The following is a 15,521-nucleotide window of genomic DNA, read 5'->3' as shown; positions in this document are numbered from 1 at the left end:
TTTTAAAAGTTAATATTCAATCCCAATAAGAATGTCCGAGTTCTCGGATAATACTCATACCGATCCATTCCCGGCTCTAAGCCCGATAAATCAACTTCAGGATCAATACCTTTATAACCTGTAATCGTAAATAAATTTTGAGCGGTCAGATACAATTTCAATCTTGAGACCCATGAAGTATTCAGCCTAAAATTATATCCAATTGTAAGGTTATCTAGTTTCATATAAGAGCCATCTTCTACAAAACGATCAGAAAACACTGCAGATCCCTTATATTCAGGATGTTCCAATGTGGATACCAAGATATTCTTCCCTCCAAAGTAATTAAACCCCTCATAATACATTCGATGAACATTCAAAACATCATTTCCTATCGCTCCTCGCAATAAAAAACTTAACTCCCAATTCTTATAGGTAAACGTATTGGAGAAACCAAATGTCACATCTGGATATGCGTTTCCTATTACTTGGTAATCCTCTTCATTTATCACTCCATCCTTATTCAAATCCTCCAATATATTCTGTCCATTTTCGTCTACACCCAAAAAACGTGGCCCCCAGAAATTTCCAATCGGACCTCCTTCTACGATACTTTGTGTATATTGCTGAAAATCTTCTGGGATATAGCCAGTCCGGATTTGTACCATCGCATAATCTTTATTTGAGAACTTATCCAATTTATTCGTATTATGGCTTAACGTAAGCATCGAATTCCAACGAAAATCCTTTGTTTGAACAGGTATAGCATTAATCGTTACCTCAATACCAGAATTCTTTATAGTACCTACATTTGTAAAAAGCTGATTATACAAATTAGGAGGAACAGGCACTGTATACCAATACAATAAGTCTTTTGTCGTACGATTATAGTAGTCAACTGTACCTCCTAAACGACCTTCCAGCACTGAAAAATCCAAGCCTATATTAAGCTCACCTTTACGCTCCCATTTTAAATCAGGATTGGGATTACTAGCAGGTTTATACGTACTAATCCAATTTTCCTTATAATAAAAAAATCTATCTTTTTCCAATAATTGCAATGATTTATAATTTCCTATCTCTTGATTTCCAGTAACACCATAACCTACACGTAATTTTAGATCATTGATCCATTTTATGTCCTCCATAAAATGTTCTTTATTAATACGCCATCCAGCACTAATAGCAGGGAATGTTCCCCATTTATTATTTGCACCGAAACGCGATGACCCCTCATAACGTACTGATGCGGAAAGCAAATACCGTTCTTGGTAATTATACATAACACGTCCAAAAAAAGCGATCAACTTATTTTCATCCTTGTAACTACTCATACCTGCTTTTCCTTGCGTAAGAGCTGCTCCCGCCCCAATATTATGGTAAGAAAAATAGTCTGTATCATACAGATAGTTACGAGACCAGTTCTCTTCATATTCTCCTTTATTATATGAATACCCCGCTATCGCTTGAATTGTATGATCCTTAAAAGCCTTCCTATAATCAACACTAGCTTCTAACAGGCTATTGGTCGAGGATGATTTTTTAATTTCAGCACTTCCATTCGTCCCAAAATCTTTCGGATAGTAACGACCAAAATAAGATCCGGTATTTGAAGACGATTGAGTGATTGATCCCATTACAGACGCTTTTAATCCCTCAATTATTTCAAATGAAGCTTTCATGCTACCCATAACATCCCGCATTTCTTTTTCTCTTGTAGATTCATTTACCATCGCTACAGGATTGAAGTATTGAAACGGTCCCGGATTATAATAATATCCTCCAGATATTGGTGTAATACCTTCCTGATCATAAACAGGCTCCGTTGGATTACGTCTGGCCACTTGTTGCAAAATCGAATTATCAGCTAGTTCGCTTTTCCCTTTTGAATATGTCAAATTATAATCTATAGACAAACGATCATCAAAATTTCTTTGATTGATACTCATTTTAGCCCTCAACTTATTATTGCTCGTTTTATCTAAAAGTCCTTGATCATTTTGATAAGATAGAGAAGCACGATAGCCCAAGGACTTTGCCCCTCCCGAAAACGCTACATTATAATATTGACTTATAGGATTTTTCCGAGTCACTTCCTCAAACCAATCTGTAGAGGCCCCAAAATCATATTGATCTTTCATGGTTGGATAATAATCATTGATTACAGATCTAAATTGCTCCGCAGTTAATACATCCAATTTTTTCGCTACGGATTGCATAGCTACATAAGTAGAAAATTCAATTGTTGTTTTTTCTCCACCACTCGCTCTTTTAGTCGTAATCAAAATAACTCCATTCGTACCTCTAGTACCATAGATGGCCGCGGCAGAACCATCTTTTAATACATCTATCGATTCAATCTCTTCAGGATTGACGCTCTCCAAACTTCCCCCAATAATACCATCGATCACTACCAATGGAGAAGCGCCACCGGACAATGTCGTCATACCCCTTAACTGAACCTTGAATTCTCCATTAGGATCTCCTCCATCAGGCTTTACAATATTCATACCAGCAACCTGTCCTTGTAATAACTGCATAGGATTGCTGATATTTCCTTTCACGAAACTTTCTTCTTTCAAACTAGATATTGATCCCGTAACCTCTTTTTTTGTAGTCGTTCCATAACCGATAACAACAACTTCATCCATCTGGGTAACGTCCTCTCTCATTTTTACACGCAAATTTTGTTTATTTTCAACAGGTACATCAATAGAAGTAAAACCTATATATGAAAATGAAAGTATAGCGTTGCCATCCTTCAGCGTTAATTCAAATTTACCATCTACATCTGTGATCGTACCATTACGTGTTCCTTTCTCCACGACATTAACCCCGGGTAAAGGATTATTCACTGCATCTATAACCTCCCCTGTCACTACAAACGCATTAGTTACCGCATAGGCAGGCAAAGTCAACATAAAAAAAACAATGATTACCCAAAATCGTTTATCAAGTAATCCCTTAATGCTTAAAGTGTTTATTTCTCTATTCATAACAATATGGATTAGATTAGGTTTATTCTTTACAGTTTACATACTCTCTTATCAAAAAAACGTCCTGTATCCCATAGGCTACTGATTTAATGTTAACAAATCCTCACATTAGCTCCTCTCTTGATATTGCAAATGTAAAAAGAGAAAAAACAAAAAAATTATCAATCAATTGGCATTACAGATAAACCCAAATTGATATATTTGCATTGTTTATTACGTAAGTATTACTATTTATCAAGTACTTAAAAAACCATCTATAGCCATATGAGCAGTACACACACACTTATAATCCTTGTCAATTCTTTGACAAAAACAGAAAAAAGGTATTTTCATCTTTATTCAAATTTACAAAGCGGAGATAAAGTGTATATATCACTTTTTAATTTAATAGACTCCAATACCTCTCCTGAAGATTTGTATTCATGCTTTTGTAAAATTCAGAATGGAAGGAACTTTGAAGCCGCAGTTAAACACCTTTATCGCACAATTTTAGATTGCTTAGTTAAACTCCGAGAGAAACAAGATATACAAGCAAGAATTTTCAACTACATATCTAAAGCAAACATACTATTTGAGCGTGAAATGTATGATGAAGCGTTCATCGAGTTAGATAAATCCAAGAAATTAGCAAGTATGTATGAAAACGATCCCTTGCTTTTACTAATTCGGCGAATAGAGCTAAAATATTTAAGTGCCCTAGAATTTGAGACAATATCTGAAAAACAGTTGATAAATAAACAAATGAAAGTCAATGAAGTAATAAAATATGCCAAAAGCCTTAACCAACACACACAACTATACGATATACTTAAACATCGTCTTATCCATAAAGGATATATCCGTTCTGATAAGCAAAAAGAAGATTTGAACGATCTCGTGTTGAGTGAACTATATCTAATTGCCAATAGTTCATACCGAAGCTTTGAAGCTAACAAGTTACATTTGTTATTCCAAGCCACTTATTATCTAAATGTAGGGAATTATAAATTAGCTATTCAATATTATCAAGAACTCATTGGATTATTCAATGAGAACCAACATTTAATACTAAATCCCCCTATTTACTACCTTAGCGCTATACAAGGTGTTTTAGACAGTTTATATGTCGCTGGCCTATACCGCGAAACCTCATTTTTCCTTTCTAAGCTAGAAGCTCTGACAATAGGTGAGTATTCCACTGAGTTCATACTACATGTAAAAACATTAGTATATATCTATAAATCTAATAGCTTATTACATATGGGACATTTTGAACAAGCCAAAAAGTTAAAGGAAAGACAAGAAGAAGAGTTACTAAAAAAAATAACATCATTAAGACTTGAAACCCAATTATCTTTATATCTAAGTTCCGCTATTTTATGTATGTATACAAAAGATTATAGTCAAACCCGTAAATACATGAAAAAGATTTTCAGTTTAGGAAAACTACTTCACACATTTCCTACTTATAAGATAGCTAGATTAATAAATTTACTATTTCAAGCAGAGTTAGGGAACTATGAGTTCTTTGAAAATGAGATCACGTCTATCAAAAGAAACATCCAATTTGAAAAACATACTTATATTACAGAGAAATTAATATTCAAATTCGTACGAGATTATCCGCTCCCCTCTTATGAGAAAGCCCGAAATAAACAATGGCAACAATATCAAAAAGACATTCAAAAAATAAAGGAAGACAAATACGAGCGTCAACTCCTAAAGACCTTCGATGTTCTATCTTGGATCGAGAACAAAATAACCCGCCGATCTTTAGCGGAAATTCTCGCAGAAAAAAGTCAATCTTATTAAGTCCACCTTTGCTTAACCCTTTTCTTAGACCTTCAAGTCATGACGTATGTAAAACCCGGCTTTCCATAATACCACTCATCTGCTGCAACGCCCAATCCACCAATCCTTGGATATGGGGAATAAGACTTAATCCTCTTTCCGTTAAGCAGTATTCTACTCGGGGAGGAACTTCCGCATAGACCTTTCGTTCGATCAGACCATCCGATTCCAACGTACGCAAAGTTACGGTCAGCATACGTTGCGATACATCTGCGATGGTTTTATGGATATCACTAAAACGCATGGTACCATTGGCGCTTAAAGTGATAAGCACTAACATAGACCATTTATCTCCTAGCCGGCTCAATACGTCTCTTACGGGACAATTCCCTGTCGGATGAAAGTTTTTCATTTTTTAACCTTTTCTATTTACTTGAATCTCAACAATGGTTACATCCATGTAAGTTCCTTATTTATAAGTGCCTTCTTGTTTTCTCTAAAAAAGGGACTTACTTTTACACCACAAAAGTAATAAACTTACGAAAAATAACTATTGTATCACTTAATAATTTACGATTATGGCAAAGAAAGTAGCAGTTTTAGCGGTAAATCCAGTAAATGGATTTGGTTTGTTCCAATATTTGGAATCATTTTTCGAGAATGGCATTACTTATAAAGTATATGCGGTAGCCGATTCAAAAGAGATCAAAACGAACTCTGGCATAGCTTTGACAGTAGACGATGTGATCGCTAATTTAAAAGGGCATGAAGATGAATACGACGCAATGGTATTCGCTTGTGGCGATGCGGTTCCTGTTTTCCAGCAGAACGCTAGCAAACAATACAATATCGATCTAATGGATGTGATTAAGAATTTCGGGGAAAAGGGTAAGATTATGATTGGACATTGCGCTGCTGCTATGCTCTTCGACTTCACCGGAATCACGGAAGGAAAGAAGCTAGCGGTACATCCGTTGGCTAAACCTGCCATTAGCAAAGGACAAGCTACAGATGAGGATTCCGTAGTCGATGGCAATTTCTTTACAGCGAAAGAAGAACATTATATCTGTACTATGATGCCTCAAGTATTGGAAGCCTTGAAGAAATAAGTTATTTAGCTTCATCAGCAAAGTATCTTAGGTTCGCCGGCAAAGTATGTTAAGTTACTTTGCTGATGAAGTTAACTTCATTTGATAAGGTTGTAGCGTATTGTCTATAACATTTTATAAGGGATAAAAAATTAGATGATACATTCAAATAATAAATCCAAACAATAAGCATGCAAATAACACGAATATGTAAATCATTGATTATCATCATCCTTAAAAACATGATTATATTTCTGAAAAAACACGTACATGTTTTCCACAAAAGTCGTACATCTTTTTCGGAAAACACGTACACGTTTTTACCGGGTCATACGACAGAAGACAAGAACAAATATAGAAATAGACAATAACCCTCCTTATCATGATGAGAATTTCCCTCATCAGTCCCGTGTAAGTTTGAGGCTATATCAAAACCCAAGCCCCAACTCAAAGGCGAACCGGAAACTATCCGTCGAACCGAACCAAGAATATTTAGTGGTGAACTTATTCAAGAAAGTAAGCCAAATCCCGCCACCATAGGAAGTATGCCAACTATGGGAACGCTCACCGGGAAACCAGACCCGCCCATAATCAAAGCCCGCGAATAGACCATATTTTAAGGGAGTGAACGGATTCTTTAGTTTTCCCATGTCCAAGCGTAAATCCGAGTATTGGTAAAAGGATTGCTTTCCGATAAAACGGTTCTCACGGAATCCCCTTAAATCAATCGTGGCGGCTTGATAGAACTCATAGTCATTATCGAATAATACCGTTCCCTTCATCAAGGAGGCCCAAGTAAAACGATCCGAGAACCGTACGTTCCATGAAAGGCTTCCCTGCGCATAGGGGAAATTACGTTCCGGCTTTTTCAAATTCATTTTCCATCCGGCCGTCCATTCGGTTTCCAATAGGGGAAGCCACGAATAAGGCTGTTTCGTTATCCGGTAAGTAGCACCAAGACCTACGAAATAATTCGTGCGGAAAATAGGATGATCTTCTCCATAAACCGTATAAATATATCGATCATCCGTACGTTTAGCCTTGTACATATCCAAAGAGCCAAAGAATGTCATCACCTCTTCTTTCCTCAAATCCATCTCGAAGGATGGATTAAACATATACGTCCGGAGCTTCACCCGGTTATAATTCTTTTTCTCCTCTTTATAGCCCGCCGTATTATTTCCAAATCCGAAGAAGTTCTCGAAGTTACGGGGTGAAGAAATGGAGGCATTTAGGTATAAACGTCTCCGGCCATCATAATTAGGGAAGATACCTGCATACATGAACCCTTTCAAATAATTATACCCGATCCGATGCTGATAGGTGAATGGGGCTCGTTTAAAGCCATACATCGTATATGTAAAGAACGTACCCAAACTAATACCTTTATCCGAATCATATATTCCCCACGGGGTAAAAGATATCTTATGGTATTTTATCTTTTGGTAATCATATTTATAATCTTTATCGTAGACATGTATTTTCCGGTTATGATTCAATTGGTATTGGTTCTCCCCCTCTCCGGAGATCAAGTATATCGGAAAATCTTTCCGTGTATTTCCCTTCACTTCAAACGTATCGTTTCCCGCAAGCCCATATAACCACAGTTCCTTGGTTTCCTTGCCGGAGAATTGTTGTTCCAACCTACAGTCTCCGGTCTCGGGATCATAAATCCGTAAAACAGTCCGGTCCGGCGCTTGCCGCTCGATCAAGAAATAATCGGATTGATTGGTTCCGGCAACCACTGGCGTACGTTGCAATAAGCGATAATATTGACTGGCAACCGCTTCCAACTCTAGCCTCCTTCGTTTCAACTTTCGTTTAATCAGTTCTATCTCATCATGTTTTACACCTTCCGGCAAATAAGTAAAAGCGCTATCGATCAAAGAGTCGGTCATCTGTCTCCGAATTTCTTGGGCTTGGCGTATCCAAACCGACTCATCACTGCGGCCTGCTACCGCCATATCCAGCGCAAAAGCTAGCTTATTGATTTTCTTTGTATCTTTTAAAATCAGGCTATCATAATTACAGATAAAATCCAACGATAACATCTTCAACATTTGCTTGAACAATACTCCGTCCACCTTCGTGAAAGCATGATTCCTATCGATCACGATCGGGGTATAAATTACGCTATCATTGACGGTATGTGACTGCCACTCCCAGTTTTCGTTCGTCTTATTCCAATCTCCGGTCCACATATCGAAAATACGTTCCCGAATGTATAGATTTTGATCCGCCATATAGTTTTTACTCACTTGAAGGCTGTCTAGAAAGTCTTCCGTGGTATACAAATTAGACCTTAAATTAATATCCGGAACATTGATTAGATTGACCAGCCTATCTTGTATATCGCTGCCGTCCGCAACTGTGTCTTTCCGTATGTGGGAAGGAATATAGTAAATACGGGAGGGAGAAAAACTCAATCCCGCGGACTTCGCTAAATAATCTGCGACCAAAAAGGTATAGGGATTGATAATCGTATAAGCATCTCCTAAGAACTCATCCAAATATGTATTCTTAAAATCAGTCTTATTATATATTTCCCGGAAAAACTTCGACTCCAAGAAACTTGTAGAGCCACCCAAGGGCTTTAGCAAATACAATTGCTTACGCTTATTCTCCAACAATAATCCGTGAAACCCTTCCGCTTGCCCGACGATATCCATCCCACCCCCCAACGTTTCTATCGTAGCCGAAGGAACCCTGATCGGGATCGTATAAAGGTGACGATAATGCCTCCCCCACATCCAATTATAGATCTTGCTTTTACCACTATCCGCTTGCGGATAAATGGACTTACGTACCCAATCTTGAGATTGGGAATAAAGCAAGCCGGGCATAAGCACAAAGAGTATGAGTATGATATATTTATAGGACGACCGCATGGACAATTTCTTTCTATCTCTGTTTTACTAATAACAGGGGTAAGACAAGAGTTGTTTTGTTTTTTTAGCCTAAGAGAAGAATCAAGGACTTGACGTATCAACAAGCGATAATTATATATTTTTGGTAGACAAATCTAAAATCATGCTATAAAACATTATTCAGAAAGGTTATAAATACAAAGAAGAAAGTTACTTTTACACGCAATTTCAATAATATTGATACGCATGAAGAACATAAATACACTGTCGGGCTTGTCTGTTGCTAACTTCAGCAAGCAAATTGACGGGAAAGAAACGGCGCTTTATACCCTGTGTAACAAGGTTGGAGCAGAGCTAGCGATCACGAATTATGGAGCGAAAATCGTCTCGCTGATGGTTCCGGATAAAAACGGAAAAATGACCGATGTCGTTACTGGCCATAATTCGATTGAAGAGTACTTAACATCAGAAGAACCTTATTTCGGTGCCATTTGCGGTCGTTATGGAAATCGTATCGCCGCTGGAAAATTCACGATCGACGGTATTACTTATGACAAATTAGCCATAAATAATGGCCCCAATAGCTTGCATGGCGGAATCAAGGGATTCAATGCGGTCGTATGGGACGCCAAACAAATAGACGAGCAAACCATTGAGTTGAAATATACCTCCGCCGATGGTGAGGAAGGTTTCCCCGGAGAACTAAAGACAACCGTAACTTATCATCTGACAAATGAGAATGAAGTCGTTATCTCCTATCAAGCCTCTACGGACAAACCTACGGTCTTGAATCTAACCAATCATTCTTATTTTAACCTATCCGGTGCGGGAGACCCTTATATAGGAGACCATATTCTCACGATCAACGCCGACTATTATCTGCCTACAGACAATACGGCAATCCCGTACGGACCTAAAGAGAAGGTAGAAGGTACACCGATGGACTTCCGGACTCCTCATGAGGTAGGCGAACGAATCAATGACAATTTCGAACAGCTTATATTCGGTAAGGGATATGACCACACGTACATATTAAATAAAGAGGACAACGAACTTTCTTACTGCGCTCGCTGCTCCTCCCCCAAGACCGGTATCGTAATGGAAACTTATACGACTCAACCGGGCGTGCAATTATACACAGGTAACTGGATGACTGGGAATTTCGAAGGTAAGAACGGACAACGCTACCCGGAACGGGCCGCTTTATGTCTGGAAACCCAGCATTTCCCCGATAGCCCCAACAAACCGGAATATCCGACAACGGAACTCCGCCCGGGCGAGGTTTTCCAAAGTACTACTATTTATAAATTCAGTGTAGAATAAGAGAATAATTTAAGTAATCTAATAATCTAAAACAACAAAAAAGAAATGGAATCAACAGCAAAAAAGAATTACACATTGCCTATTATCATGATGGTGGCTCTCTTCTTCATGATATCTTTCGTGACGGGTCTACAGAACCCATTCGGTATCATCGTTAAGAACCAGTTCGCTGCCAGCAACTTCATGTCGCAGCTGGGTAACGCAGCTAACTTTATCGCCTATGCCTTCATGGGTATTCCGGCCGGTATGCTATTGCAGAAGATCGGTTACAAGAAAACCGCTTTGTTAGCGATCATCGTAGGTTTCTGTGGTGTAGGTATTTCTTATCTTTCCGGTGTGGCTGGTAGCTACGCTGTTTATTTGACAGGTGCTTTCGTGTCCGGTTTCTCTATGTGTATGTTGAATACCGTAGTAAACCCGATGTTGAACACGCTAGGTGGTGGTGGAAACAAAGGTAACCAATTAATTCAGGTTGCCGGTTCCGTGAACTCTATCGGCGCTACGATCGTTCCGGTATTGGTTGGTTATTTGATCGGTGACGCTGCTAAGGCTCAGATCAGTGACGCTAACCCGGCATTGTTCTTGGCTATGGGTATCTTTGCCATCGTATTTATCGTATTGTTCTGCATGCAAATTCCGGAACCGCATATGGTTAAGGAAAATGAAGCCAAGACTCCGGACAAGCACAGCGCGCTTTCTTTCCGTCACTTCATTTTAGGTGCCATCGCAATCTTCTTGTATGTGGGTGTCGAAGTAGGTATTCCTAACTTCATGAACTTGTTCGCTACTTCTCCTGAGATCGGTATCGATCCTACAGTAGCCGGTTCTATCGTGGGTACATATTGGTTCTTGATGATGATCGGACGTCTGTTCGGCGCCTCTTTCGGAGCTAAGATCTCTAGTAAGGCGATGTTGTCATCAGCCGCCACGGTAGGTATGATCTTTATCTTGATCGCTATCTTCGCCCCTGCTACGACAAAAGTTAGTATGCCTGTATTCTTGTCTGATATCTCTTTCGGTATGGTTGAGGTTCCGGTTGGAATCATGTTCATGGCTCTTTGTGGTTTATGTACTTCCATCATGTGGGGTGGTATCTTCAACTTGGCAGTAGAAGGTTTAGGTAAATATACGGCAGCCGCTTCCGGTATCTTCATGGTGATGGTTTGCGGTGGAGGTATTCTTCCGTTGATCCAAGGAGCTGTAGCCGACGCTGGCGGTTTCATTACTAGCTTCTGGGTGGTATTCCTAGGATTGGCATATTTGCTATATTACGCTTTGATCGGTAGCAAGAACGTAAACAAAGATATTCCTGTTGAATAATAAGGACAGGACATAATATGATAAAGAAGAAATTATCCGGCAGAGTTATCTGAATGGGTAATTTCTTCTTGTTTATTCAATTATTTACCTTAATCAAATTAAGTATCATGCAACAAAAAATCAGAACTAAATTTAAAGAGTTATTTAATACCGAAGGTAGCTTATACACATCCCCGGGACGTATTAACTTGATCGGTGAACATACTGATTATAATGGAGGTTTCGTTTTTCCGGGTGCCGTAGATAAAGGGATGATCGCCGAGATCAAACCGAATGGGACGGGCAAAGTCCGGGCGTTCTCCATCGACTTAAATGATTACGCTGAATTTGGCTTGACCGAGGAGGACGCTCCTTCCGCAAGCTGGGCAAGATATATCTTTGGCGTATGCCGGGAGATTATTAAACGAGGTGGTAATATCCAAGGTTTCGATACCGTATTCGCTGGAGACGTACCTCTGGGCGCTGGAATGTCTTCTTCCGCCGCATTGGAAAGTACTTATGCTTTCGCATTGAATGACTTATTCTCATTGAATATCGATAAATTCGAGTTGGCTAAGATCGGTCAAGCTACAGAACATAATTATTGTGGCGTGAATTGCGGTATCATGGACCAATTCGCTTCCGTATTCGGCAAGGCCGGAAGTTTGATCCGCTTAGATTGCCGTTCTTTGGAATATAAATATTATCCGTTTAATCCGGTTGGTTACAAACTCGTGTTATTGGATTCGGTCGTTAAGCATGAGTTGGCATCCTCAGCCTACAACAAACGCCGTAAATCCTGCGAGAACGTGGTAGCCGCCATTCGCCGCAACCATCCGGAAGTAGAGTTCTTACGTGACGCTACGATGGAGATGCTGAACGAGGTAAAAGCGGATGTCAGCGCAGAGGATTACATGCGTGCCGAATATGTTATCGAGGAAATCCAACGCGTACTCGACGTATGTGCCGCACTGGAGAAAGGCGACTATGAGACTGTCGGCGAAAAGATGTACGGCACGCATCAAGGTATGAGCAAGCTTTATGAAGTTAGCTGCGAGGAACTGGATTTCTTGAACGATATCGCCAAGGAATGTGGTGTAACGGGTTCTCGTGTCATGGGTGGAGGATTCGGCGGTTGTACGATCAACTTGGTTAAGGATGAGTTGTACGACGATTTCGTGAAGAAAGCCTTCTCTGCTTATAAAGAGAAGTTTGGCCGTGAACCTAAATTATATAATGTAGTAATCAGCGACGGAGCACGCAAGCTCTGTTAATCTTTAAAATCCATAAAACGATGTCAGCAGCTTTTTATCAAGACGAAGTAAAATTCTATGTTGCCGTAGATTGTATCATTCTAGGGTTTAACAATAAGGAGTTGAATGTTTTATTATACAAACGTTCGTTCGAGCCGATGAAAGGACAGTGGTCTCTTATGGGAGGCTTCGTGAAATCCGGGGAAAGCGTGGATGAAGCAGCATCACGGGTATTAACCGATTGCACGGGCATCGAGCATCTTTTTATGGAACAAATAGGGGCTTACGGAGATGTATCGCGTGACTTAGGGGAACGGGTTATCTCCGTAGCTTACTATTCCTTGGTGAATATGAATGATTTTAGTCCCGAGATCTTGGAAAGCCATAACGCTACTTGGACCAAGATATCCGAGCTTCCTGACTTGATTTTCGACCATAACCAAATGATAAACGATACGTTGTCCGTCCTTAAAAAGAAAGCGGCAAGCCGCCCTATCGGTTTCAATTTGCTTCCCAAGCAATTTACCTTGCCCCAACTACAGACATTGTATGAGGCCATCTACCAAACCCTTTTAGACAAACGGAACTTCCGCAAAAAGCTAAACGCCATGGATATTCTGGAAAAACTGGATATCAAAGACAAGAAAAGTTCTAAACGAGGAGCTTTCCTCTACAAATTCAACGAGAAAAAATACAACAAATGGGTTGAACAGGGTTTCGACTTCTCGCTCTAATCCGAATGATGTATACCCGCAAGAATAAGGCGCTCAGCGGGCTATCTTAAATATCTCTCAATTTATCAAAAATATAAGAAGATAGGAACCTTTACCGAAAAGGAATTGTTTGATTGATATAACGGCTCTTACAAAGAGTTTGATTATCTTTGCAGTCAAATAAATAATTCATCTGATAAAATGAACGATATTCAAGTAATGAACAAAGCAGCTGATAACATCCGTATACTGGCTGCGTCAATGGTGGAGAAAGCGAACTCCGGGCACCCGGGTGGCGCTATGGGTGGTGCAGACTTTGTTAACGTACTGTTCTCAGAGTTCTTAATATACGATCCCAAAAATCCCAAATGGGAAGGACGCGATCGTTTCTTCCTTGACCCGGGGCATATGTCTCCGATGCTTTATTCCGTACTGGCTTTAAGCGGCAAATTCACATTGGATGAACTTCAACAGTTCCGCCAATGGGGAAGCGTTACTCCGGGACATCCTGAGGTAGACGTTATGCGTGGTATCGAAAACACGTCCGGCCCGTTGGGACAAGGACATACTTATGCGGTAGGTGCGGCTATCGCAGCTAAATTCTTGAAAGCACGTCTGGGTGAGGAAGTAATGAACCAGACTATTTACGCATATATTTCCGATGGAGGTATCCAAGAGGAAATCTCCCAAGGTGCCGGACGTATCGCCGGAACTTTAGGACTGGATAACTTGATCATGTTCTACGACGCTAACAACGTGCAGCTATCTACCAAGGTAGAAGACGTCGATGCGGAGAACGTAGCCATGAAATACGAGGCTTGGGGCTGGAAAGTCATTCAAATAAACGGTAACGACGTAAACGAGATCCGCAAGGCTTTAAAAGAGGCTAAGGCAGAGATCTCCAAACCGACTTTGATCATCGGTAACACCGTTATGGGGAAAGGTGCTGTCGGCGCTGATAACAGCTGTTACGAGAATAAGGTATCTACTCACGGACAACCTTTATCCGCGGCAGGAGCTTCCATAGCGGATACGATCAAGAACCTAGGAGGCGATCCGGAACATCCGTTCGCAATCCTTCCTGAGGTAGCCGAATTATATGCCAAACGTGCGAAAGAACTGGAAGTAATCGTCGCCGAGCGTTACGCCGTGAAAGACGTCTGGGCGAAAGCTCACCCGGACTTAGCGGCAAAGATGGAGCAATGGTTCTCCGGTAAGGCTCCTAAAATCGACTGGGCCGCAATCGAGCAGAAAGCGAACCAAGCGACCCGTGCCGCTTCCGCTACCGTATTAGGTGTGCTTGCTACCCATGTAGAAAACATGATCGTAGCTTCCGCCGACCTTTCCAATTCCGATAAGACAGACGGCTTCTTGAAAAAGACCCATGCTTTCGTGAAAGGCGACTTTAGCGGAGCTTTCTTCCAAGCGGGTGTAGCCGAGCTTTCTATGGCTTGTATCTGTATCGGTATGTCTTTACATGGTGGCGTGATCGCCGCTTGCGGTACTTTCTTCGTATTCTCCGATTACATGAAGCCTGCGTTACGTATGGCCGCATTGATGGAGCAGCCCGTTAAGTTCATCTGGACACACGACGCTTTCCGTGTTGGAGAAGACGGACCTACACACGAGCCGGTAGAGCAAGAAGCTCAAGTTCGTTTATTAGAGAAATTGAAGAATCATAAGGGACACAACTCCATGTTGGTACTTCGTCCGGCAGACGTTGTGGAGACAACAGTCGCATGGAAACTAGCGATGGAGAACGTTTACACTCCTACCGCATTGATTCTTTCCCGTCAGAATATCACAGATCTTCCCGCTAAGGAAAACCGCTATCAAGAGGCTTTGCAAGCGGAAAAGGGTGCCTATATCGTCAATGAAGACGCTAATGCGGATGTAATTCTTTTGGCTTCCGGTTCCGAGGTATCGACTTTGGTCGAGGGCGCCGCCCTGCTTCGTGCCGATGGCATAAAAGTTCGTATCGTTTCCGTTCCTTCCGAAGGTCTATTCCGTTCACAAAGCAAAGAGTACCAAGAATCCATTCTTCCCGCAGGAAGCAAGATTTTCGGCTTAACCGCTGGTCTTCCGGTTAATCTGGAAGGGTTGGTAGGTCCTAACGGCAAGGTATGGGGACTTGAATCCTTCGGTTTCTCCGCCCCTTACAAAGTATTGGACGAGAAATTAGGTTTCACGGCTAAGAACGTTTATAACCAAGTAAAAGAATTATTAGCATAAA

General features: G+C 40.6%; 10 protein-coding genes. 7 read left to right on the top strand and 3 right to left on the bottom strand.

The features are described 5' to 3' along the window. Positions 1-2 precede the first annotated feature (2 nt). Positions 3-2,975: a TonB-dependent receptor gene (locus DW205_RS16460; protein WP_005866364.1), complete on the bottom strand. Its 2,973-nt coding sequence runs from the start codon at positions 2,973-2,975 to the stop codon at positions 3-5. 264 nt (positions 2,976-3,239) lie between these two features. Here DW205_RS16460 and DW205_RS16455 point away from each other — a divergent pair, with 264 nt between their 5' ends. After that, positions 3,240-4,766: a hypothetical protein gene (locus DW205_RS16455; protein ID WP_005866362.1), complete on the top strand. Its 1,527-nt coding sequence runs from the start codon at positions 3,240-3,242 to the stop codon at positions 4,764-4,766. A gap of 37 nt (positions 4,767-4,803) precedes the next feature. On the opposite strand, the gene DW205_RS16450 is transcribed toward DW205_RS16455, so the two are convergent. Beyond that, complete coding sequence (locus DW205_RS16450; protein ID WP_005858079.1) at positions 4,804-5,157, bottom strand: helix-turn-helix domain-containing protein; 354 nt, start codon at positions 5,155-5,157, stop codon at positions 4,804-4,806. Positions 5,158-5,323: 166 nt separating this feature from the next. On the opposite strand from DW205_RS16450, the gene DW205_RS16445 reads away from it, so the two are divergent. Beyond that, positions 5,324-5,854, top strand: a complete 531-nt coding sequence (locus DW205_RS16445) for a DJ-1/PfpI family protein (RefSeq protein WP_005858081.1) — start codon at positions 5,324-5,326, stop codon at positions 5,852-5,854. Between the two features lie 407 nt (positions 5,855-6,261). Here DW205_RS16445 and DW205_RS16435 read toward each other — a convergent pair whose 3' ends face one another. Beyond that, a complete protein-coding gene (locus tag DW205_RS16435) occupies positions 6,262-8,721 on the bottom strand; it encodes a hypothetical protein (protein ID WP_005866357.1) in 2,460 nt (819 codons plus the stop codon). 225 nt (positions 8,722-8,946) lie between these two features. Here DW205_RS16435 and DW205_RS16430 point away from each other — a divergent pair, with 225 nt between their 5' ends. The 5 genes from DW205_RS16430 to DW205_RS16410 all read left to right on the top strand — a co-directional run bounded on the left by DW205_RS16430 (position 8,947) and on the right by DW205_RS16410 (position 15,520). Next, on the top strand, positions 8,947-10,023 hold the full coding sequence (locus tag DW205_RS16430) for an aldose epimerase family protein (RefSeq protein WP_005866355.1): 1,077 nt from the start codon (positions 8,947-8,949) through the stop codon (positions 10,021-10,023). A gap of 45 nt (positions 10,024-10,068) precedes the next feature. Continuing rightward, the gene (locus DW205_RS16425; protein ID WP_005866353.1) at positions 10,069-11,343 is read left to right on the top strand and encodes an MFS transporter; all 1,275 of its coding nucleotides are present in this window, start codon (positions 10,069-10,071) and stop codon (positions 11,341-11,343) included. Between the two features lie 107 nt (positions 11,344-11,450). After that, positions 11,451-12,596 carry a galactokinase gene (galK, locus tag DW205_RS16420; RefSeq protein WP_005858095.1) on the top strand — a complete coding sequence of 382 codons (1,146 nt, stop codon included), beginning with the start codon at positions 11,451-11,453 and terminating at the stop codon, positions 12,594-12,596. A 20-nt stretch (positions 12,597-12,616) separates the two neighbouring features. After that, a complete protein-coding gene (locus DW205_RS16415) occupies positions 12,617-13,309 on the top strand; it encodes an NUDIX domain-containing protein (protein WP_005866351.1) in 693 nt (230 codons plus the stop codon). Positions 13,310-13,489: 180 nt separating this feature from the next. After that, the gene (locus DW205_RS16410; protein ID WP_005866349.1) at positions 13,490-15,520 is read left to right on the top strand and encodes a transketolase; all 2,031 of its coding nucleotides are present in this window, start codon (positions 13,490-13,492) and stop codon (positions 15,518-15,520) included. The last annotated feature ends 1 nt before the right edge of the window (position 15,521 follow it).

This window comes from Parabacteroides sp. AM17-47, assembly GCF_003434625.1.
GTDB classification, from domain to species: Bacteria; Bacteroidota; Bacteroidia; order Bacteroidales; family Tannerellaceae; genus Parabacteroides; species Parabacteroides distasonis.
This window is presented reverse-complemented; position numbering and strand designations above follow the sequence as displayed.

Excerpts from the sequence above, each read along its gene's own strand:
- DW205_RS16460 (WP_005866364.1), bottom strand. The coding sequence starts at position 2,975 with ATGAATAGAGAAATAAACACTTTAAGCATTAAGGGATTACTTGATAAA.
- DW205_RS16455 (WP_005866362.1), top strand. The coding sequence starts at position 3,240 with ATGAGCAGTACACACACACTTATAATCCTTGTCAATTCTTTGACAAAA.
- DW205_RS16450 (WP_005858079.1), bottom strand. The coding sequence starts at position 5,157 with ATGAAAAACTTTCATCCGACAGGGAATTGTCCCGTAAGAGACGTATTG.
- DW205_RS16445 (WP_005858081.1), top strand. The coding sequence starts at position 5,324 with ATGGCAAAGAAAGTAGCAGTTTTAGCGGTAAATCCAGTAAATGGATTT.
- DW205_RS16435 (WP_005866357.1), bottom strand. The coding sequence starts at position 8,721 with ATGCGGTCGTCCTATAAATATATCATACTCATACTCTTTGTGCTTATG.
- DW205_RS16430 (WP_005866355.1), top strand. The coding sequence starts at position 8,947 with ATGAAGAACATAAATACACTGTCGGGCTTGTCTGTTGCTAACTTCAGC.
- DW205_RS16425 (WP_005866353.1), top strand. The coding sequence starts at position 10,069 with ATGGAATCAACAGCAAAAAAGAATTACACATTGCCTATTATCATGATG.
- galK (WP_005858095.1), top strand. The coding sequence starts at position 11,451 with ATGCAACAAAAAATCAGAACTAAATTTAAAGAGTTATTTAATACCGAA.
- DW205_RS16415 (WP_005866351.1), top strand. The coding sequence starts at position 12,617 with ATGTCAGCAGCTTTTTATCAAGACGAAGTAAAATTCTATGTTGCCGTA.
- DW205_RS16410 (WP_005866349.1), top strand. The coding sequence starts at position 13,490 with ATGAACGATATTCAAGTAATGAACAAAGCAGCTGATAACATCCGTATA.